Source organism: Mycolicibacterium llatzerense (genome assembly GCF_000878195.1).
Taxonomy (GTDB): Bacteria; Actinomycetota; Actinomycetes; order Mycobacteriales; family Mycobacteriaceae; genus Mycobacterium; species Mycobacterium llatzerense.
The window spans coordinates 1-21,926 of the sequence record NZ_JXST01000050.1; the positions used below are offsets into that span (position 1 = coordinate 1).

General features: G+C 67.8%; 16 protein-coding genes and 1 tRNA gene. 8 read left to right on the forward strand and 9 right to left on the reverse strand.

Annotated features, from left to right (window positions below; translation table 11 throughout):
- The first annotated feature begins 277 nt into the window (after positions 1-277).
- The 3 genes from iniR (at position 278) to TL10_RS25640 (ending at position 7,249) form a co-directional block, all read left to right on the forward strand.
- Entirely contained in the window at positions 278-2,758 is a 2,481-nt protein-coding gene (gene iniR / locus TL10_RS25630) for an isoniazid response ATPase/transcriptional regulator IniR (RefSeq protein WP_082068090.1), read from the forward strand.
- Positions 2,759-2,970: 212 nt separating this feature from the next.
- Positions 2,971-5,850 carry a heterodisulfide reductase-related iron-sulfur binding cluster gene (locus TL10_RS25635; protein WP_043987879.1) on the forward strand — a complete coding sequence of 960 codons (2,880 nt, stop codon included), beginning with the start codon at positions 2,971-2,973 and terminating at the stop codon, positions 5,848-5,850.
- Positions 5,851-5,965: 115 nt separating this feature from the next.
- Entirely contained in the window at positions 5,966-7,249 is a 1,284-nt protein-coding gene (locus TL10_RS25640; RefSeq protein ID WP_043390171.1) for a pyridoxal phosphate-dependent aminotransferase, read from the forward strand.
- A gap of 55 nt (positions 7,250-7,304) precedes the next feature.
- On the opposite strand, the gene TL10_RS25645 is transcribed toward TL10_RS25640, so the two are convergent.
- Positions 7,305-7,931, reverse strand: a complete 627-nt coding sequence (locus tag TL10_RS25645) for a TetR/AcrR family transcriptional regulator (protein ID WP_043987880.1) — start codon at positions 7,929-7,931, stop codon at positions 7,305-7,307.
- A gap of 36 nt (positions 7,932-7,967) precedes the next feature.
- Between TL10_RS25645 and TL10_RS25650 the strand changes: the two genes are divergently transcribed.
- Both TL10_RS25650 and TL10_RS25655 read left to right on the forward strand, forming a co-directional pair.
- The gene (locus TL10_RS25650) at positions 7,968-8,432 is read left to right on the forward strand and encodes an SRPBCC family protein (RefSeq protein ID WP_043987881.1); all 465 of its coding nucleotides are present in this window, start codon (positions 7,968-7,970) and stop codon (positions 8,430-8,432) included.
- Between the two features lie 10 nt (positions 8,433-8,442).
- Positions 8,443-9,666 carry a YibE/F family protein gene (locus tag TL10_RS25655; protein ID WP_043390165.1) on the forward strand — a complete coding sequence of 408 codons (1,224 nt, stop codon included), beginning with the start codon at positions 8,443-8,445 and terminating at the stop codon, positions 9,664-9,666.
- On the opposite strand, the gene TL10_RS25660 is transcribed toward TL10_RS25655, so the two are convergent.
- The 6 genes from TL10_RS25660 to TL10_RS25685 form a co-directional block, all read right to left on the reverse strand.
- Positions 9,644-10,006, reverse strand: a complete 363-nt coding sequence (locus TL10_RS25660; RefSeq protein WP_043390162.1) for a nuclear transport factor 2 family protein — start codon at positions 10,004-10,006, stop codon at positions 9,644-9,646. The two genes, TL10_RS25655 and TL10_RS25660, sit on opposite strands and share 23 nt — an antisense overlap.
- A 22-nt stretch (positions 10,007-10,028) precedes the next feature.
- Entirely contained in the window at positions 10,029-10,778 is a 750-nt protein-coding gene (locus TL10_RS25665; RefSeq protein WP_043390160.1) for a maleylpyruvate isomerase family mycothiol-dependent enzyme, read from the reverse strand.
- 1 nt (position 10,779) lies between these two features.
- Positions 10,780-12,087, reverse strand: coding sequence for a cytochrome P450 (locus TL10_RS25670; RefSeq protein ID WP_192830307.1), 1,308 nt, complete (start codon positions 12,085-12,087; stop codon positions 10,780-10,782).
- A gap of 60 nt (positions 12,088-12,147) precedes the next feature.
- Entirely contained in the window at positions 12,148-13,476 is a 1,329-nt protein-coding gene (locus tag TL10_RS25675) for a UDP-glucose dehydrogenase family protein (protein ID WP_043390862.1), read from the reverse strand.
- Between the two features lie 85 nt (positions 13,477-13,561).
- A complete protein-coding gene (locus TL10_RS25680; protein WP_052506546.1) occupies positions 13,562-15,127 on the reverse strand; it encodes a DUF7159 family protein in 1,566 nt (521 codons plus the stop codon).
- Positions 15,128-15,350: 223 nt separating this feature from the next.
- Complete coding sequence (locus TL10_RS25685) at positions 15,351-16,661, reverse strand: ammonium transporter (RefSeq protein WP_043987883.1); 1,311 nt, start codon at positions 16,659-16,661, stop codon at positions 15,351-15,353.
- Between the two features lie 197 nt (positions 16,662-16,858).
- On the opposite strand from TL10_RS25685, the gene TL10_RS25690 reads away from it, so the two are divergent.
- Entirely contained in the window at positions 16,859-17,698 is an 840-nt protein-coding gene (locus tag TL10_RS25690) for a superoxide dismutase family protein (protein WP_043987884.1), read from the forward strand.
- A gap of 224 nt (positions 17,699-17,922) precedes the next feature.
- Here TL10_RS25690 and dcd read toward each other — a convergent pair whose 3' ends face one another.
- A complete protein-coding gene (dcd, locus tag TL10_RS25695; protein WP_043987885.1) occupies positions 17,923-18,492 on the reverse strand; it encodes a dCTP deaminase in 570 nt (189 codons plus the stop codon).
- Positions 18,493-18,539: 47 nt separating this feature from the next.
- Here dcd and TL10_RS25700 point away from each other — a divergent pair.
- A tRNA-Gly gene (locus tag TL10_RS25700) sits at positions 18,540-18,613 on the forward strand.
- A 45-nt stretch (positions 18,614-18,658) separates the two neighbouring features.
- Complete coding sequence (locus TL10_RS25705) at positions 18,659-20,122, forward strand: bifunctional phosphatase PAP2/diacylglycerol kinase family protein (RefSeq protein WP_043987886.1); 1,464 nt, start codon at positions 18,659-18,661, stop codon at positions 20,120-20,122.
- Here TL10_RS25705 and TL10_RS25710 read toward each other — a convergent pair.
- The gene (locus TL10_RS25710; RefSeq protein ID WP_043987887.1) at positions 20,119-21,852 is read right to left on the reverse strand and encodes an acyl-CoA dehydrogenase family protein; all 1,734 of its coding nucleotides are present in this window, start codon (positions 21,850-21,852) and stop codon (positions 20,119-20,121) included. The genes TL10_RS25705 and TL10_RS25710 overlap by 4 nt on opposite strands.
- Positions 21,853-21,926 lie beyond the last annotated feature (74 nt).

Here is a 21,926-nt window from a genome sequence, read left to right on the forward strand (position 1 = left end):
CGCCCACCACGACCACCACCCCGCCGCCGACGACAACGACGCAACCGCCGACGACGACGCAGCCGCCCACCACCACGCAGCCGCCGCCGACCACGACGAAGCCGCCGACGACGCAGCCCAGCACGCAGACACCCACGGCTGCGCCGACCCAGGAGCCCAGTACGCCGACGGTCCAGCCCACCAAGACGGCATCAGCCGTATCGGCGTCAGCGCCCGCAGCATCGGCGCCCGCAGCGTCGGCGCCGGTAACTTCTGTCCCCGCGGCGTCGACCAGCTGATGACCGCAGCAGCCGGCACGTCGCTGGTGCTCGGCGGAATCGGCAGCGGCAAGACCACCGCGCTGGAAGCGGTGCGAAAGACGTTGCGGGCCAACGGCACGACGATGCTCGCTCGGGTACCGAAGTCCGGTGAAGCACCGGACGCGGCCATCGTCATCGACGACGCCCAGCTGCTCTCCCCGGCAGAACTGGATGTCCTGACCGAGCTGGCCGGCGATCCGGGCCGCACCGTGGTGGTCAGCGCCGAGCCGCTCGCGCATGAGCGCGCGCTCAACGCCCTCACCACCACTCTGAGCCGGCAGCATCCGCCGATTCAGCTGGCGCCGATGACGCCCCGCGACATCAACGAGGCGCTGGCCCGCGCCGGCGTCTCCGGCGCCCAGGTGCCCGGGCTGATCGCCGGCACCGGCGGCATCCCGCTGCTGGTGTATTCGGCGCTGTCGGCCCTGGCCGCGGGCGGCGATCCGGTGCGAGCCGCGTCCGTCGCGTTGAGCGAGCGGTTGCGAAGGCTGGACGAGCACCTGCTGGACACGTTGTTGTTGTGTTCGCTCAGCCCCGAACTGGGGCCTGACGACATCGCCGCTGCGCTGCAACTGCCCGGCGACGCGGCAGCGGTGCTGATGGACCGGGCCCGTGCCACTGGCCTGCTGTCCGCGGCGCTGCACCCGCGGTTCACCGACACGCTGCACCGGTGCCTCACCCGCCTGGTCGGCGCTGCGCGGCATCGCGAGACCGAGTCCCGGCTGCTGCGCTCGCAGATCGAATCATCCACGCTGTCCACCGAATTGGCACTCAAGTTGGCGGAGCACGGCACGGTCGACGACCTGCTGGCGGCCGACCTGATCCACCGCGCCGCGACCGCCGAGCCCCGGCAGGCAGCTCGCCTGTACCGCGCCGCGGCCCGCGCCGGCACCGCCCCGGCGGACGTCCACCTCGCCGATGCGCTGGCCGTCACCGGCGACTGCACCACCGCAGGCACCTTGGCCGACGAGCTGCTCACCGCGACAGATGCGGGCGTCCGCGCCCAGGCAGTGCGCATCGCGGCCAGCGTCGCCATGCACGACGGTGCCGCCGCGCATGCCGCGGACCTGTTCCGGTGGCTCGGCCCTGATGCCGACCCGTTCGTCGCTGCCGCGGGTGCCGTGGTCGGTGTCGCCACGGCCGACGCGGAGCTGGCCCGGGTTTGTCTGCAGGCCGAAAACTCCATGCCACCAACATCTTCCGCGCGTGCGGCGCGGGGCATGGCGGAGGGCCTGCTGCTGACGCTCGACCAGCCGTTCGCCGTGGCGATGGCGCGCCTCACGCAGGCCGTCGGATCCACCAACGGTGTCCACGCCGTCGCGCCCGACAGCCCCGCCGCGCTGCTGAGCCTCGTCGCGCTGCACGGCGGCGACGCCGTCCGCGCGCGCAGCGTCATCGGCCGGGCGGTCCGGACCGGCACCGACCAGGGCTTCTCCGGTCTTCGCCACCGACTGCTGCTCGGCTGGATCCGGATGCTCGACGGCCAACTCGATTCCGCGGTCCCGGCATTGGGCACAGCCGAGATTGCCGACCTGCACCGCCGCGACGCCTTGTGGTTCAGCGCGCTGCAGACTGCCGTCGCACGGCGCAGCGGCGACACCGGCGCTTTGCAGAAACACTGGTACGCGGCCATGGAGGTGCTGGCCGAATACTCGCTGGACATGTTCGCGCTACTGCCGCTGGGCGAGTTGTGGGTGGCCGCGGCCCGGCTGCAGCAGGTCGATCAGCTGCGCCAGCCCCTGGCCGAGGCGTTCGGGCTGCTGCGGGCCGCCGGCAATCCGGCGCTGTGGTCGGTTCCGCTGCACTGGGCGGGCGTGCACGCCGGCATCCTGGCCAACGCGCCCGAGGCCGTCGCCCCGCACGGGCAGGCGCTGGCCGCGGCCAGCCGGGCAGAGGGTGCGCATGGCGCGTACGCCACCGCGTTGGCCGGCGCCGGTCGCGCCTGGCTGCGGGTGCTGGCCGACGGCGTCGACGCCGCGGAGGTGACGACGGCCGCCCGCGGGCTGGCGCGCTTCGGGTTGACGTGGGATGCCACGCGCCTGGCCAGTCAGGCGGCGTTGCATTCGGCGGACGGCCGGATCTCGGGAGCCATGCTGCAGCTGGCGCGCGACCTCAAGCAGGACGCAGCCCTAGAGGCCGCAGCCGACCCCGTCGAGCCTGCGGCCCCGGCTATTCCGCGTCCGAGCCCAGATGTGCGCAACACCACACCACCTCCTGCCTCGGGCGACGCTCGGGCCACATCCGCCGCAACACCGGCCTGGACCCGGCTGTCCGACCGTGAACGCGAAGTCGCCGAGCTGGTGCTGCAGGGCATGCCCTACCGCGACATCGGGGCTCGTCTACTGATCTCAGCGAAGACCGTCGAACACCATGTCGCCCGCATTCGCCGCAGGTTGGGGGCCGAATCACGGTCGGAGATGTTGTCGATGCTGCGCGCGCTGCTCGTCGAAAAGGCCTGACGCCGGGCCTTATATATAGGGCCGCGAAGCACGCGCCCGGCGAACGCCGGATCACGGCAAAAAGCCGGCCCGAACCCGCAGCTCAAGTTAGGACAGCCTTGCTAGCGTCCGTTCTACCCAGGATGCGACTATGAGCAGGCATCTAGCTTAAGTTACCGATCAGTAACCTCAACAAGTTACCGGTTGGTAGCTACATATTTGGGAGAGGCGCGGTGGAGAATCTCGAACACACGCTCGACGTGGCCAGACTGGTCATCGGGCTGTTGGCAACGGTCATCGTCCTGGGGTTCGCCGCCAAGCGCGTCCTGTGGCTGACCAAGCTGATCAGCTCCGGGCAGAAGCTCGGCGACGAACGTGGCCGCAAGGACGATCTCGTCCGCCGGTTCCTCAACCAGAACAAGGAAGTCTTCGCCCAGTCGAAGCTCCTGAAATGGTCGATCCCCGGCATCGCGCACTTCTTCACCATGTGGGGCTTCTTCGTCCTGGCATCGGTCTACCTGGAAGCCTATGGCGTCCTGTTCGATCCGAAGTTCGCCATCCCATTCGTCGGACACTGGGCCGTCCTGGGCTTCCTGCAGGACTTCTTCGCCTTGGCCGTGCTGGCCGGCATCATCGTCTTCGCCATCATCCGGTTGACCAAGAACCCCGACAACATCGGTCGTGAGTCGCGGTTCTACGGATCGCACAACGGTGGCGCGTGGGAGATCCTCATCATGATCTTCCTGGTCATCCTGACCTACGCGATCTTCCGCGGTGCCGCCGTCAACGTCCTCGGCGAGCACTTCCCGTACCAGAACGGCGCCTTCTTCTCCGACGGCATGGCCGCCCTGCTCGCCCCGCTGGGCCACACCGCCAACGTCTGGATCGAGACCATCGCACTGATGGGCCACATCGGCGTCATGCTGGTGTTCCTGCTGATCGTGCTGCACTCCAAGCACCTGCACATCGGTCTGGCCCCGATCAACGTCACCTTCAAGCGCCTGCCCGACGGCCTCGGCCCGCTGCTGCCCATGGAATACCAGGGCGAGAACATCGACTTCGACGATCCCGCCGAGGACGCGGTGTTCGGCCGCGGCAAGATCGAGGACTTCACCTGGAAGGGCAACCTCGACTTCTCCACCTGTACCGAGTGCGGTCGTTGCCAGTCGCAGTGCCCGGCGTGGAACACCGGAAAGCCGCTGTCTCCCAAGCTCGTCATCATGAACCTGCGCGACCACCTGTTCGCCAAGGCGCCGTACATCATCGAGGGCAAGCAGATTCCCGAAGAGGGCTCTGTCGACTTCGCCGCGCTGGGCGACAGCCTGCACGGCCACGGCGTCCCCGAGGACGGCTTCGCCCGCATCGAAGGTTCGGGCCCCGAGCAGGCGCTGCGCCCGCTGGTCGGCACTGCTGAGCAGGGCGGCGTCATCGACCCCGACGTGCTGTGGTCCTGCACCAACTGTGGCGCCTGCGTCGAGCAGTGCCCGGTGGACATCGAGCACATCGACCACATCGTCGACATGCGCCGCTACCAGGTCATGGTCGAGTCCGAGTTCCCCGGCGAGCTGGGTGTGCTGTTCAAGAACCTGGAGCTCAAGGGCAACCCCTGGGGCCAGAACGCCAAGGAACGCACCACCTGGATCGACGAGCTGGACTTCGACATCCCGGTCTACGGCCAGGACGTGGAGAGCTTCGACGGCTTCGAGTACCTCTTCTGGGTCGGCTGCGCCGGCGCCTACGAGGACCGCGCCAAGAAGACCACCAAGGCCGTCGCCGAACTGCTCGCCACCGCGGGCGTGAAGTTCCTGGTGCTGGGCACCGGCGAGACGTGTACCGGTGACTCGGCCCGCCGCGCCGGTAACGAGTTCCTGTTCCAGCAGCTCGCCGCGCAGAACGTCGAGACCATCAACGAGCTGTTCGAGGGCGTCGACCCGGCCAAGCGCAAGATCGTCGTCACCTGCCCGCACTGCTTCAACACCATCGGTCGCGAGTACCCGCAGCTGGGCGCCAACTACACCGTCGTGCACCACACGCAGCTGCTGAACCGCCTGGTGCGGGACAAGAAGCTGATCCCGGTGTCGTCGACCAGCCAAGAGGTCACCTACCACGACCCCTGCTTCCTCGGTCGCCACAACAAGGAGTACGAGGCCCCGCGTGAGCTGGTCGGTGCTGCCGGCGCGAAGCTCACCGAAATGCCTCGCCACGCCGACCGCGGCCTCTGCTGTGGTGCCGGTGGTGCCCGCATGTGGATGGAAGAGCACATCGGCAAGCGCATCAACACCGAGCGCGCCGAAGAGGCCGTCGACACCGGCGCCTCGGCGATCGCGACCGGCTGCCCGTTCTGCCGCGTGATGATGAGCGACGGCGTCGACGACGTCGCCGCGACCCGCAGCATCGAAAAGACCGAGGTGCTCGACGTCGCTCAGCTGCTGCTGAACTCGCTGGACACCAGCAAGGTGACGCTGCCCGAGAAGGGCACGGCGGCAAAGGCTTCCGCTGCACTGGCCGAGAAGAAGGCCAAGGAAGCCCCGAAGCCGGCTCCGGCTCCGGAGCCGGTCGCTGAAGCCGCACCCGCACCCGCGGCCGAGGCACCTGCCGCCCCGGCCGCCGGTGGCGCGGCCGCCAAGCCGGTGACCGGTCTCGGCATGGCCGCCAAGCGTCCGGGCGCGAAGAAGGCTGCGGCTCCGGCTGCGTCGGCTGCTCCGGCTGCTGAAGCTCCGGCCGCGGCCGCCGCTCCGGCTGCCGGTCTGGGTCTGGCTGCCGGCGCCAAGCGTCCGGGTGCCAAGAAGGCTGCCGCTCCGGCTGCAGCTGCTGCCCCGGCTGCTGAGGCCGCTCCCGCTGCCGAGGCTCCCGCCGCACCGGCCGCTCCTGCGGCTCCGGTGAAGGGTCTGGGTCTGGCTGCCGGCGCCAAGCGTCCGGGTGCCAAGAAGGCCGCTGCTCCAGCAGCCGCTCCGGCTGCCCCGGCTGCTCCCGCGGCTGCTGAGCCGGCATCGACCGCCACCGAGCCTGCCTCGACTGCGGTCGAACCGGCCCCGGCGGCCGAGGCCAAGCCGGAACCGCCGGTCGTCGGACTGGGCATGAAGCCGGGCGCACGGCGCCCCGGTAAGCGGTAACGCGAAGTACACCGCAATGGCCAGCTACGACCCGCCTCCAGGAGCGTCGTAGCTGGCCATTGGCATATGTGGCCCAGATCGCAGATGGGCAAAAGAATTCGACACCGATGAGAGCATGGAAACCGTGACCACCCACCAGGTACCCGCTGACCGCACATGGCATAGCGGCCACCCTCGTAACCAGCGGACGTTTGCGCAGTCGACCAAGCTGCAGGACGTCCTCTACGAGATCCGTGGCCCGGTACACGAGCAGGCCTCCCGGCTCGAGGCCGAGGGCCACCGGATCCTCAAGCTCAACATCGGTAACCCGGCGCCGTTCGGCTTCGAGGCGCCCGACGTGATCATGCGCGACATGATCGCCGCCCTCCCGTACGCCCAGGGCTACTCCGACTCCAAGGGCATCGTGTCCGCGCGCCGCGCGGTGGTCACGCGCTACGAACTGGTCGAGGGCTTCCCCCGCTTCGACGTCGACGACGTCTTCCTCGGCAACGGCGTCTCCGAGCTCATCACCATGACGCTGCAGGCGCTGCTCGACAACGGCGACCAGGTGCTGATCCCGGCCCCGGACTACCCGCTGTGGACCGCGTCGACAGCGCTGGCCGGCGGCACCCCGGTGCACTACCTGTGCGACGAGACGCAGGGCTGGAACCCCGACATCGCCGACCTGGAATCGAAGATCACCGACCGCACCAAGGCGATCGTCGTGATCAACCCGAACAACCCCACCGGCGCGGTGTACAGCCGCGAGACGCTGGAGTCGATCGCGAACCTGGCCCGCAAGCACCAGCTGCTGCTGCTGGCCGACGAGATCTACGACAAGATCCTCTACGACGAGGCCAAGCACATCCCGATGGCGTCGGTGGCGCCGGACATGCTGTGTCTGACGTTCAACGGCCTGTCCAAGGCGTACCGCGTGGCGGGCTACCGCTCCGGCTGGCTGGCCATCACCGGCCCCAAGGAACACGCGTCCAGCTTCCTCGAGGGCATCAGCCTGCTGTCGAACATGCGGCTGTGCCCGAATGTGCCTGCGCAGCATGCCATTCAGGTGGCCCTGGGCGGACACCAGAGCATCGAGGACCTGATCCTGCCCGGCGGCCGACTGCTCGAGCAGCGCGACGTCGCCTGGACCAAGCTGAACGAGATTCCCGGCGTCTCCTGCGTCAAGCCCGAAGGCGCGCTGTACGCGTTCCCCCGGCTGGACCCCGAGGTACACGAGATCCGGGACGACGAGCAGCTGGTCCTCGACCTACTGCTGCAGGAGAAGATCCTGCTCACCCAGGGCACCGGATTCAATTGGCCCACACCGGATCACCTGCGCATCGTGACGCTGCCGTGGGCCCGGGACCTGTCCAACGCCATCGAGCGGCTGGGCAACTTCCTGGCGAGCTACCGCCAATAATCTCGCGCGATTTCGGCGTGATTCGTAGCGGTTAGCGTTACGGATCACGCCGAAATCACTGTTGCAAGCCGGCGATGAAGGTCCGGAGCAGCGCGGCGAGGGTGTTTTCGAGTTCGGTGCCGGGTTCGGGCTGCTTATCGGAATCGATTGCGGCCCAACCCCATACCGAGCCGACGAAGGCATGGATCGCGGCCGTGAGCAGCACCAGGCGCTGCCGGTCCAACGACAGCCGGGGCTCGAGGGCCTCGCGTAGCCGGTCTTCGATGTCGCGCGCCTGACCGCGCACCGCCTCGGCCGCCTCGGGCGTCAGCCGGTTCATCAGCACCGGGGTGGCACTGATCAGGTCACACAGCACCGGGCGCCGGGCCAGCGTGTGCGCCAAAGCCTTTGCCAGAGTGCGTCGTTCGTCTTGTAGCTGGATGTGCAGGTCCTCCAGCCAACCCAGGTGCTCGCGGTACATCACCAAGAGCAGCAAGGCTTCCCGCGAACCCGCGTAACGCAGTACGCCCGACTTCGCCAAGCCGGCCGCGGCCGCGATCTCACCGAGAGTCAGCTCGCTGGCCCGCGTGTCGTCCAGCAGGTCGCGGGTCACCTGGGTCAGATGGCGCACGCGATCCTCGCGCTGCTGCGGGCTGCGGGCCCGCGCAAAAGGCAGCGCCACTGCGGAATCCGGCGAATCCATTGCTTAATAGAACACTGTTCCGTTAACTTGGTCAACATGACACACCGCTACGAAGTCCTGGTCACCCGGCATACACAGGCCACGCCGAGCACGCTGTTCGACGTGGTGGCGGACGGATCCCGCTGGTCCGAGTGGGCTCGACCGCTGATCAACTACTCCATCTGGGAGACCCGCGGACCTGCCGATGACGGCGGCGTCGGAGCCATCCGCGCCGTCGGGACGCCGCGTTTTCCCGCCCGGGAGCAGACGACCATCCACGAGCCGGGACATCGGCACGGGTACACCATCATCTCGAAAACCCCGGTGCGGAACTACCAGGCGCAGGTCACTTTCACCCCAGAGCAGGACGGCACCCGCATCGACTGGCACGGCACGTTCGAAAGCCGTTGGCGGGTCGTCGGTCTGGGCTACCGCGCCGTCGTGAAGTACGTGCTGACGACGCTGGCCACCAAGTTGACGATCGAAGCCGAGCGACGGGAAGCTCTCAGGCCGACCCCCTAGGCTGGCTCGGGTGGCGCACTCCCATTCCCACTCGCACAGTTCCGGCCCTGCGCCGTTGAGTCCCCTGGCGGCGAAGATCGTCGTCGGGCTGCTGGCGGTGATCGGACTGGCCACCGTGATCGGCGCTGTGCTCCTGTGGCCGCACGGCAAGGCCGTCGACATCCCGCTGCCGTTCCAGAACGCCCACGGCGGCGCCGTCAGCACCGAGGCCGGGCACGTCGCGTCGACGGGGATGAACAACTGCGGCAGCCCGTCGGTCGGCGCGGTCCTGACCTCGGGCCCGGTCACCGCACCTCCCGGCGCAGGCAGCTGCGTGCAGTCGTTGATCGGCATCGACTCCGGGCCGAACTCCGGCGCCAATACGCTGCTCGAGTTCAGCAACGGCCCCGGTCAGCCGCATCTCGCCGCCGGTGACCACATCCGGGTGACCCGTCAGGTCGACGACTCCGGCACCACCACCTACGCCTTCTTCGACTTCGAGCGCACCTGGCCGCTGACCGCCTTGGCTGCCGTCTTCGCCGTGGTCGTCGTCGCGGTGGCCCGCTGGCGCGGGTTGCGGGCCCTGGTCGGTATCGCCGTCGCGTTCGTCGTGCTGACGGTGTTCCTGCTACCGGCGCTGCGCGACGGCGGCCCGGCCATCCCGGTCGCCCTGGTCGCGTCGTCGGTGATCCTGTACGCGGTGATCTATCTGGCGCACGGAGTCAGCCTGCGCACCAGTGCGGCGCTGCTCGGCACGTTGAGCGCTCTGCTACTGTCCGCGGTGTTGTCCTGGGGAGCAATCGAATTGGCGCACCTCACCGGGTTGTCCGAGGATCAGAACAACGAGATCGCGGCCTACATGGGGTCGGTGTCGATCACCGGACTGCTGCTCGCCGGGTTCATCATCGGCTCGCTGGGTGTGCTCAACGACGTCACCGTCACACAGGCGTCGACGGCCTTCGAACTGGCCGAGCACGGCGCGTCGCGGCGGGCCATCTTCACCGGCGCCATGCGCGTGGGCCGCGACCACATCGCCAGCACCGTCTACACGCTGGTGCTGGCGTACGCCGGCAGCGCGCTCCCGCTGCTGCTGTTGTTCAGTGTGGCCAACCGGTCGCTCGGCGACGTGCTGACCAGCGAGAGCGTGGCCATCGAGATCGCGCGATCAGCGGTCGGCGGCATCGCGCTGGCGTTGTCGGTTCCGCTGACCACCGCGATCGCCGCGGTGCTGGCTACACCGCGTCCGATTCAATGAGCTCCGTTGCGGCCAGCGCCGACGCCAGGTCGTCGTGCCGGAATGCCGACGTGACGTGGTCGTGGACCACGCGGAATGCTGTGGCGGCCTGACGGTCGGCGCCGGCACCGGTGATGGTCTGCTCGGCCACCACGACACCGTCGTGCACGAACAGCCGGCCGACCGTCGACTTCTCGTCGAGGTCAGTTGCCCAGGCCCGCAACGCATTCCGGCCCTGGGTCGCCCCACTGGGGTCACCGATCTCGATGTCGCCGCTGGACAGCTTGTCCAGGGTGTCCAAGTCCCGGTCATTGAGGGCGTCGATCCAGGCGAGGACCGTTGCGATCTCGGAAGTCGTCATGGCTGAAACGCTACTCCCGCAATCAGAAAGCGGAGTGATCAACCCAGCGCTGCCACACGGCCGCGTCACCGATCACTTCCAGGCCGGCTTCCTCGACCGTCTGCCTGCGGTTGACCGCCAGCAGCAGCCCGGACGCCGGACCACGCACTGCCGCATCACCTTTGGCGTGCTGGTGCGACCAGCCCAAACCGTCTTCGTCGTTGACCACCAGCCACTCGCCGGTCGGGCCCAGCTCGGACTCCGCGGCATGCAGATGCAGCGACCGGCCCCGCTCCAGCGGCGGATCGGCAGCGGGGGCCATCAACGCCACCCGCTCCAGCGTCTCGGTCACCCCGTCGGCCGCGAGCTCCGGATCGAGTACGAACGGAAGACCCAGCGCCAGAACAGCATCGGCGCGGTGCACGGTCTGCTCGTGCAGCCGCCGCCGGATCCACCACCCCGCGGGCTTCTGCCCGATGAACGTCCACACCTTGGCGTCCGACCCGACGTGCTCGACGGCGTCGATCAGGGCCTGCGCCCCGGCGTTCAGCCAGTCGATGGCGCCGTCGAGATCCTCGGGCGGCTTCCCGTCGCGCACGTCGCGGGGATCGAGTGGCTCCTTCATGTGATCGGCGACGATCTGGGCACACCAGCGGTTGCCGCGTCCGACGTGCTTGAACAACTGCTTGAGCGTCCACCCCGGACAGCTGGGTACCTCAGTGGTGAGATCGGCAGTGCGAATGATCTCGCCGAAGGCGGCAGTTTCCTCGATCAGGGCTGTGCGGAAGGCCATTTCACGACGGTACCGCTGCGCGCGCCTGCCCGAGTGCGATCGGCAATGCCGCCCAACCGCGGAGCACCCGGGTGTCGCGCCGGGTACCGGGACCCGCGAGTTGCGCTTCGGGGAACCGCTCGAAGAACGTCCGCAGGCCCACTTCGCCCTCGGACCGGGCCAGCGCCGCACCGAGGCAGAAGTGCCGTCCGCCGGAGAACGAATGGTGCTTGCCCGCGTTGTCGCGGGTGACGTCGAAGCGGTGCGGATCGGGAAAGACCGCCGGGTCGCGGTTGGCGCCGGCGAGATAGATGACGACGGGCTCGCCGGCCTGCACCTGGTACCCGGCGATGTCGACATCGACCTTGGCGATCCGGGCCGACAGCTGGACCGGCGAGTCCAGCCGCAGGATCTCCTCGACCGCAGTGGGCCACAGGTCGGGCTGCGCCAGCAGCAGCGCCAACTGAGCCGGGTGCTGCAGCAGCAGCCGAATGCCGTTGCCCAGCAAGTTCACCGTGGTCTCGAACCCGGCTGCCAGCACGAGCCCAGCGGTGGCCCGCAGCTCCTCGTCGTTGAGCCGAGCGCCGCCATCGCTCGCGGCGATGAGCTGGCTCATGAGGTTGTCGCCGGGGTTGGCCCGCAGCGCGCGGAGGTGGTCGCCGAGCCAGGTGTTGAACCCGTCCAAACCGTCTTCCACGCTGAGGTACTGCTGCCAGGTCAGCCCGATGTCCAGGCTGGGTGCGGCCAGCTCGCCGAATTCGAGGATGCGCGGCCGGTCGTGCTCGGGCACCCCGAGGATGTCCGCGATCACCGTGACCGGCAGCTGCGAGCAGTAGCTCTGCACGACGTCGACGGTGGCACCCGCGGTCAGCTCGTCGATCAGCACGGTCGCGGCCTGCTGCACACGTTCCCGCAGCGCCGCGACGGCGCGCGTGGTGAACACCGCCGAGACGGTCTTGCGGTAGCGCGTGTGCTGTTCCCCGTCGACCGACAGCAGCGACGGCGGCAGCAGCGGATGCAACCGGCCCTTGACGGTGGTCTTGCCCTCCAGCCAGCCGAGCGCGCCCGGCAGGGTGCCGCCGATCTGCGTGACGGTGAAGTCGTCCGAACGCAGAATCTGGTGCACCAGAGCATGATCCGCGGTGATCCAGGCGGCGCGGCCACGGTACATCCGGCCGCGGCTGCGCAGCTCGTCGGCGAACGCGCCTGGGTCGGCCCGCACCGCGGGGTCAGCGATGAGCCGTCCCTGCAGGTCTCCGTGCCGCGCGCCGTAGCCCGCGAGCTGACGGATGACGGCGTGTAGCGCGAACCAGTTGAGCCGTTGCCTCAGCGTCATGACGCCGAGCTTAGGCACGCCCACCGGGGTCGGGCTACATACTGCAGTCGGATATCAGGCCGACAGATTGCGGCCCAGCGCGTATACCCGCCAGCCAGCGGCCTGCCATTTCGCGACGTCCAGGCAATTGCGGCCGTCGACAATCACTTTCGCGCGGACCGTGCCGGCCAGCTGCTCGGGGTCCAGGTCCAGGAACTCCTGCCACTCGGTCAGGACCAGCACGGCGTCGGCGCGGTCGCAAGCCTCGAGGACGGAGGTGGAGTAGTTCAGCGTCGGGAAGACCCGGCGCGAGTTGTCCATCGCCTTGGGGTCGTAGACGTTGACGGCGGCGCCGTTGAGCTGCAGCATCCCGGCCACGTTGAGAGCGGGCGAGTCGCGCACGTCGTCGGACTCGGGCTTGAACGCCGCGCCCAGCACCGCGATGTTGGCGCCGAGCAGCGTGCCGCGGCACGCCTTGGTGGTCAACTCGACCATGCGGGTGCGCCGGCGCATGTTGATGCTGTCGACTTCGCGCAGGAAGGTCAGCGCGGGGTCGGCACCGAGTTCACCGGCCCGGGCCATGAAGGCGCGGATGTCCTTGGGCAGGCAGCCACCGCCAAAACCCAAGCCGGCGTTGAGGAATCGCCGCCCGATGCGGGGGTCGTGGCCCAGCGCGTCGGCCAGCACGGTGACGTCGGCGTTGGTCGCTTCGCACACCTCGGCGATGGCGTTGATGAACGAAATCTTGGTGGCCAGAAATGCATTCGCCGAGACTTTGACCAGCTCCGCGGTCTGCAGGTCGGTGAGCAGGAACGGCACGCCCCGTTCCAGGATGCGCGCATACAGTTCACGGACCGCCGCTTCGGCGCGTTGTGAATCCGCTTGCACGCCAAGCACGATGCGGTCCGGGTGCAGGGTGTCCTTGACGGCGAAGCCTTCGCGCAGGAACTCCGGATTCCACGCCACCTCGACGTCGACGCCCACCGGCGCCAGCTGGCGGGCGCGGGCCACGAGTTCGGCGGCGGTGCCGACCGGAACCGTGGACTTGCCGACGATCACCGCGGACCGGCGCAGCCGCGGCACCAGGGTGTCGATGACGGAGTGCACGTGCCGCAGGTCGGCGCCGTACTCCCCCTTCTTCTGCGGGGTGCCCACGCCGAGGAAATGCACATCGCCGAACTCGGCGGCTTCGTCGTAGTCGGTGGTGAACTGCAGGCGCCCGGCTTCGATGTTGTCGCGCAGCATCTTTCGCAGCCCGGGTTCGTAGAACGGGATGTCACCGGCGGCCAGCTTCGCGATCTTGCCGGGGTCGATGTCGATACCCAGGACCTCATGACCCAGCTCCGCCATGCCTGCGGCGTGCGTCGCGCCCAGATAGCCAGTACCGAACACGGTGCATCTCATACTGCCTTGATAGGCAGCCCCGATGAGCGCGTCGCTACGCGACACTGAGCGTCAGGCCAACGGCAGGTGACGAACTGCTGCTACGTCAGTTCGGGGCGCAGAAAATCAGGAAGCAGGTCTGCTTGGGCTGCTTCTGCTTCTTGCCGCCGTTGCCGTTGCCATTGCCATTGCCATTGCCGTTGTTACCGGGGTAATCGCCGGGGTAGCCGTTCGAGCCACCGGGGTACTGCCCGGGGTACTGGTTTCCGGGATAGCCATTGCCTGGGTAATTGCCCGGGTAGCCGTCGTCGTCATGGCCACGGCCGCCGCGACTCGGGTAGTCCGGGTAGTTGTTGCCCGGATCGCTCGGCACCCACTGGGGCTGGCGCTGGCGCGGGGCCCACGGGTTCCAGGCGGGTGGCTGCGGACCGGGGATCGCGATGACCGGAGGCGGCAACACCACGGGAGCCGGGGCGGGAACCACCGCGGGCGGCTCGACGGGAGCGGCCGGGACGTCAGGCATCGACACCGGCACGGGGGCCGGAGCCGGAGCTTCGGGCGCCGGCACATGGACCTGAGGCGCGGATTCCTTGACCACCTGCGGCGCTTCGACGTGGCGCGGCGCCGGGGCGACAGCTTCGGGTGCCGGTTCGGGGACTGCAGCGGGTGCGGGCGGCGGGACGGCCGCCGGCGGCGGCACGGGTGCGACGACCGGAGCGCTGGGCACGATGGCGGCCTGGGCAGGTGCCGGCCGTTGATCGACCGTCGGGCGGATGCTCACCGCAAGCGAGATGGCAAGGGCCACAACGCCGACCACGAAGATCGAGGTGAGCGCGCTACCGACCAGCAGGAACGGTTTGCGGCCCTGGTCAGCGACCACCGGGGCGTCGCCCAGCTCGTCGAAACCGAACTCGTCGGCGGTCAGTAGCGGAGTCGCGAGCGGAGCTGCGGCAACGGCGCCACCCGGCGCGGCCGAGTAGGCCAGGCCCGCGGTGGCAGCGTCGAACATCGGCGCGTTGGCCGAGGCGAGGGCGGCCCCGCGAGCCAGCGCCAGGTCGGCGTCGCCGGGGGCATTCACGGGGATGTCGAGCAGTTCGGCCAGGTGGGCCTGCACGGCGGTGACATCGACGCCTGCGCCGACGACGAACATGCCCTGCGGCGACGAGTCCGCACTCGCGACGGCGGCGGCCATATCGCCCAGTACGGCCATGGCGTCGGTGCTGTGCAGGCTGCGGCTCAGCACCTTGGAGATCGAACCGTCGGGATCGACGACGGACATGGTGGCGGTGTCGCGGTCGACGAACAGCAGACCGGTGCTCGAGTAGCCGACCGCCTGCCCCGCGGCCTGCGCCAGAGAGCCGGCCGCATGCAGCTCGGAAACCATCATGACGTCCTTGACGCCGGCGGCGTCCAACGCGTCGCGCAACCGCGCGGCGGCGTCGTGGTCACTCCAGGCGACACCCACCGACTTGAGGTGGTGACCACCCTCCGCGGCGCTCTCCCGGGTGCCCAGGATGGCGCTGACAACCTGCTCGACGGGCGTTGCTGAACCGTCCGCCATCTGTGTTTCGAAAATATCGTGGTCGACGATTTCACCGTCGGCCTTATCGCCCTCAACCAGCGCCATACGCACCGTGGTTGGCGTCATAGACACACCCAAAACGATGTCCACTGACCCTCCAATAGTGTTCGCTACGCTATCTAGGCCGACACCGAGAAACCCCTGACGCGCAGGCCACAACTAGAAACTTCATCGTGGCGGGCGGCGGAGGCGTTACCGATTACCCCAGCTCAATGGGCCCGATGCAGTTCTGGCCGCGGCGCTGGCTGACAGAGTCCCGCCAATGCCGGTGGTTCAACCCTACCCGCGTTTGGCGTAGATGACCTAAGCAGTTTTAGGCGTCTTCGGCGTCCGGGCGGGGTTGCTTCAGCAGATCGGTGAGCGAGCTGGAACCGGATGGCCGGCGGGTGCCCAGGTGGCCGTGCACGCCCTCGGCGTAGGCGGTTTCGGCGTGCTGCGTGAAGTCGACGCCGGCGGTTTCGTCTTCTGCGCTGACCCGGAAACCCATCACCTTGTCGATGATCTTGCCGAGCACGAAGGTCGCCGTGAAGGCGTATGCCGCGACGACGGCCATGGCCAGCAGCTGCTTACCGAGCTGCGCGAAGCCGCCGCCGTAGAAGAGGCCGCGGGCGCCGCCGGTCATGACGTCGGTGGCCAGCAGACCGATCAGCACGACGCCGACGACACCGCCGACGAAGTGCACGCCGACGACGTCGAGCGAGTCGTCATAGTTGAGCTTGAACTTCAGGCCGACCGCGAATGAGCAGACCACGCCGGCCAGCAGCCCGACGATGAGCGCGCCGAGGGTGTTGACCGTGCCGCACGACGGGGTGATCGCGACCAGGCCGGCGACCACGCCGGACGCGGCGCCGAACGTCGTCGGCTTGCCGTCGCGCACCTGCTCGACGGTGAGCCACCCGAGCATGCCGAGACAGCCCGCGACCAGGGTGTTGAGGAAGATCGCGGCGGCGGTGCCGTTGGCGGCCAGCGCCGAGCCGGCGTTGAAACCGAACCAGCCGAACCACAGCAGACCGACGCCGAGCAGAACGAACGGCAGGTTGTGCGGACGCATGGAGTCCTGCTTGAAGCCGATGCGCGGGCCCAGCACGATGGCGAGCGCCAGGGCCGAGGCACCCGACGCGATCTCGACGACCAGGCCGCCCGCGTAGTCCAAAGCGCCCATCTTGGCGAGCCAGCCGTCCGGACCCCAGACCCAGTGCGCGATGACGCTGTAGACGACGATCGCCCAGACCGGGACGAAGACCATCCACGCCGAGAACTTGGCGCGGTCGGCGATGGCGCCGCTGATCAGGGCGGCGGTGATGATCGCGAACGTCAGCTGGAAGGTGGCGAACAACAGCTCCGGGACGGCGCCGTGGTTCGTGCTCGGGCCGATGCCGAGCATGCCGAAGTGTTCGAGGCTGCCGAGGAAACCGTCACCCTCCGAGAAGGCCAGCGTGTATCCCAGCAGCAGCCACGCGACCGTGACCAGCGGAATCGAGATGAAGCTCATCATGATCATGTTGAGCACGCCGGTCGTACGGACCATGCCGCCGTAGAAGATGGCCAGGCCCGGGGTCATCAGCAGGACCAGGGCGGTGCTGGCGAGCAGCCAGGCGGTGGCGGCGGGATCGATGCCTTGCACGTGGGTCTCCTTCGACAATCTTGACGAGAATGTCTGCGTGGCGTTTCCGGCACGCGGCGACTGCGTTTCCGACGTGTTACACCAGCCTCACATCGGGCTTTCGAGTGGCGCCTCGGTGGTGGTTGTAGTAGTTCGGGCTTCGTTTCGCGTGAAACATCGTGCGGTTAGACAGTGGCCGTTCGGGGTATTCGGCTGGGATGTTGAATCGCGCAACTGCCGCTGCTGCCCTGCTCACCGCGCCGGTCTTTGTGCTGGCGGGCTGCACTTCCAACCAGATGTCGAAGCCGTCGACGTCTGCGCCGCCCACCACCTGGACTCAGGCGAATCCGTCAGCGCTGAACGTCGTGCTGAAGACGTCCGACGGCAGACCCGTCGCCAACGCCGCCATCGACTTTTCTGATGGCTACGCCACGGTGACCGCGGAGACCACCGGCGGCGGCATCCTGGCCCCCGGCAGCCACGGCATGCACATCCATTCCGTGGGCAAGTGCGAAGGAGACTTCGCGTCCGCCGGCGGTCATCTGCAGGTCGCCGGACATACCGGCCATCCGTCGAGCGGCGATCTGACGCCGCTGAACATCCGCGGCGACGGCACCGGGAAGGTCGTTGCGACGACCGACGCGTTCACCGAGTCAGCCCTGAAAGGGCCGCAGGGCAGTGCGCTGATCATCCATCAGGGTCCGGACAACTTCGCCAACATCCCGCCGCGGTACACGCACGACGGTGTTTCAGGTCCAGACGCCGAGACACTGGCCACCGGCGACGCCGGCGGGCGTGTGGCGTGTGCGGTGCTGGCTCCGGCTGGTTCTTCTTCGGCCTCGACTTCTACGTCGACGGCGACCGCGACTGTTACCGAGACCACGGGCGTTCCGGTGGCGCCGCCTGCTACTCAAACGACGACCACTACTTCACCGACGACAACTACTACTTCGTCTTCGGCGAGCACCACCACTACTTCGACCACAGCGCCGACTACGTCGACCACCACGGTGCCCACCAGCCCGGTCGGGCCGACGAGCCCGGCCCCGAGCGGCTAGTTTCCGTTGACTCTCACGTGAGGGCGCAAAAGTGCGAGTAATGAACGCCCTGGTTACCGGATCAACTGCAGAAGCTCGTCCGTGGCCGTTGACCCTGAATCTATGGCTGGAAAGGCCGAGTGGTTGACGCCGCCAGAGCAGACCCAGCCCCAGCAGGCGTTGACTGCGAATCTACGCAGTTCCCTACTTGCAAAAGTTGTGCGTCAGTTCGCGGTCAACGCAGGTCAGGGCTTGGAGAAGTTGAGGTACGACCGCGAGGGTGTCGGGCCGCGCTGGCCCTGGTACTTGGAGCCGACCTTGTCGCTGCCGTAGGGGTGTTCGGCCGGACTAGTCAGGCGGAGCAGGCACAGCTGGCCGATCTTCATGCCGGGCCAGAGGGTGATCGGCAGGTTGGCGACGTTCGACAGCTCCAGCGTGATGTGGCCCGAGAAGCCCGGGTCGATGAAGCCCGCGGTCGAGTGCGTCAGCAGCCCGAGCCGACCCAGCGACGACTTGCCTTCCAGCCGGCCCGCCAGATCGTCTGGGAGCGTGCAGGTTTCGAGTGTCGAGCCCAGCACGAACTCGCCCGGGTGCAGGACGAAGGGTTCACCTTCGTCGGGCTCGACCAGAGTGGTCAGCTCGTCCTGCTGCTGTGCGGGGTCGATGTGCGTGTAGCGGGTGTTGTTGAAAACCCGGAACAGGCTGTCCAGCCGGACGTCGACGCTGGAGGGCTGGACCATGGCGTCGTCGAACGGATCGATGCCGAGACGCCCAGCAGCGATTTCGGCCCGGAGATCGCGGTCGGAGAGGAGCACCCGACGAGACTAACGGCCAGCTTGATATCCTGCGTCAGCACCACCGTGCCGATGTAGTTCAATGGCAGAACATCAGCTTCCCAAGCTGAATACGCGGGTTCGATTCCCGTCATCGGCTCCACGAAAGCCTGCGGCACGATCTCGCCGCGACAGATACGTTGGCCCCATGGACGTCCGCGCGATCGGCAAGGGCCTGGGCACTCTGGACCGTGAGGTCTTCGAGGCGGTCGCCGAATCCCCCAGCCCATTCCTGGACACCGTGATGCCCCGGCTGACCAGGGCCGCAGACCATTCCAAGCTGTGGTTCGCCATCGCGGCCGGGCTGGGCGCGCTCGGCACCACGTCGGTGAAGCGCGGGGCCGCGCGCGGCGTCGTCAGCCTCGCAGTGACCAGCCTGGTGACCAACCAGCTGGCGAAACGGATCTGGCGGCGTCCCCGGCCGGACCATAGCCGCATCCCGGTGGTGCGCCGGGCCAGAAGAATGCCGACGTCACACTCGTTGCCGTCCGGCCACTCCGCGAGCGCCGCGGCCTTCGCGGTCGCCGTCGGGCTGGAATCCCCGTTGGCCGGCCTGCCGCTGGCACTACTCGCCGGCCTGGTCGGACTGTCGCGGGTCGCCACCGGTGCGCACTATCCAGGCGACGTGTTCGCCGGATTCGGCATCGGCGCCGCGATCGCGGTTGTCGGCGCCCGCATCGTCCCCACCATCCCTGCGGCCACACTGCCGACTTCTGATCCGCTGCGATTCCACACCGAGCCGCGACCGGACGGCACAGGCGTCGCACTCGTCATCAACCCGGCCTCCGGTGACGGGACGGGCAAACGGATCATCGACGAAGCCCGAAAAGCCTTGCCGGGCATGGAGATCGTCGAACTCGACAAAGACGACGACATCGAAGCGGTGCTGCGCGAAACAGCCAAACGCGTCGAGGTGCTCGCCATCGGTGGCGGCGACGGAACGGTGGCGTGCGCGGCGGGCATCGCCGTCGAGCAGGGTGTCCCGCTCGCGGTGTTCCCCGGTGGGACGTTCAACCACTTCGCCAAGGACATCGGCTGCGATTCGGTGGCCCGGACCGTCGAAGCGATCACCGAAGGCACCGCGGCCTACGTCGACCTGGTGTGCCTCAACGACGAACGCATGGTGATCAACACCGCCAGCATCGGCGCCTACCCGAAGTACGTGCGGACCCGCGAGAAGCTCGAGCGCCGGATGGGCAAGCCGCTGGCCGGGCTGTGCGCGCTCTATCTGACGCTGCGCCGGGAAGCTCCGGTGCGAATCAGCTACGACGACAAGACACTTGAGACCGAACTCTTCTTCCTCGGCAATTCGAAGTACTTCCCATCCGGATTCGCCCCGTCGCAGCGACCACGTCTCGACGACGGGCTGATCGACGTACGGATCCTCGAGACCGGGCGGCGGTTCGGCCGGCTGCGTATTGCGACGTCCGTGGCGTTGGGCCGACTGGAACGCAGCCCGCTCTATCACGAGCTGCAGGTGCCAGAGTTCCGCTTCGTCTCTGTCGACGGACCGACGACCGTTGCCCACGACGGTGAGGTCGGCGAGGCGTTGAGCGAGGCCACCTTCAGCGTGCGCTACCGGGCGCTGCCGGTGTTTCGTCCCCTGACCTAGGGCCGCATCTCGTAGGCACCGTCGTAGGCGGCCACCTGCGCCCAGACCCGATCGAAGCGCGCCGTATCGGCGACGGGCTTACGGATCGCGGCCAAAGCCCACTCCTGTTGCGCCGCAGTCGAGCTCGGCTTTCCATGCAGCGCAACCGCATACGACGAGAAGTCGCGGATCTGGAAGTCGAAGATCTGATCCAACAGGTCACGGTCGAGCCCGGTCAGTTCGGCCTGCTCGAGGATCAGCTGCCCGTAGACCACCAGGGTGAACAAGTGGCCGACAACGAGCACGAAGTCGAGGTCGCATTGTTGGTCGGCATCGGGCGCCGCTGTGGCCAGTAGGTCCTTGAACGCCAACACTTGTTCGTAGAAACGCTCCACATTCGGAACCGAGAGGTTCCGCTCGTATACCGGCGCCCAGTCCGCGAACTGCACCTTCGACGCGCCACGCGCCGGCCCCTGCGCCCAGAAGAACACGTCGTCGGCCGTGTCGTCGCGGGTGCCGATCTGCGGGTAGCTGCCCGGGTTGAACATGTAGTTGGGCATGAACTTCAGGATCTGTGCGACGTTCACATGCACGGTGCCCTCCAGTCGGGGCAGGGCACCGATCAACCGGTTCACCTCGTTGAAATAGGTGTTCTTCTCAAACCCCTTGGCGGCCAGCACATCCCATAGCAGAGTGATGACGCGCTCGCCCTCGGAGGTGACCTTGGACTTGGTGACGGGATTGAACAGCAGGTAGCGGCGGTCGTCGAGGCCGGCACTGCGGAAGTAGTCGATGGCGCGATCGCTGAACAACTTCATCGCGATCAACCGGGAGTAGACGTCGACGAATGACGCACGCACGTGCGGGAAGTCGGTGACCGGGTTGCCGTAGAGGATCCGATTGTTCGCGTGCGTGATCGCCTCGTAGAAGGCGTGCTCACACATCCCGATCGAGCCGCTGCACAGATTGAACTTGCCAACGTTGACGGTGTTCAGCGCCGCCGAGAAGGCCTCCGGCCCCGTGCACAGGATGTCCTCCTCATGCACCGGATAGTCGTTGAGCCGGAAGGTGCTGACGTACATCTGGCCGTGCACCACGTTGTCGATCAGCTCGTAGTTCTCATGGCCGCTGTCCGCGACGAACCAGACATAGCCATCCGGTCCGTCGACGTCGGTGCGGCGCGAGAACACCGACACCATGCCGGCCACGTTGCCGTTGCCGATGTAGTACTTCTCCCCCGAAGCCCGGAACACCACGCCCTCGTCGGTCGTCGGCGTCAGCAGCAGGTCGGTGTTGTAGATGTCGGCGCCGTGCTCGCGCTCGGACAGCGCGAACGCCATGACGCCGCCCGCCTCGAGCTGCGCGGCGGCCCGCTCCTTGGCCTTGATGTTGTCGCTCTGCCAAATCGGGCCGAGGCCGAGGATGGTGACCTGTTCGGCGTACCAATACGCCAGCCCGTAGAAGCCGAGGATCTCGCTCAGCACGGCATTGCGCGAGGTGTCCCAGCGCTTGTTCGGATCACCGTCGGCGAACTCCGACGGCGTCAGGAACGTCGCGAAAACCTTCTCCCGCTTGATGAATTCGAGAAAGTCGGTGACCCAGGTCGCGGCCAGGTCGTCCTGCAGCAACCGCACCTTGCCGCGATCTTCGAACCATTCGATCAGCGCGCGCAACTGGCGCCGCGACTCCGGATCGAGGTGTTGAGGGTCGAAATCGTTCGGGTTGAGCAGCAGTCCGCGGGCGTTCGGCATGGGCGCACCTTCTTCGGTCCGGATTTGGCACCGAATCTAGCCCTCGGACGACCGCGGGACGGCAGATTCCGATT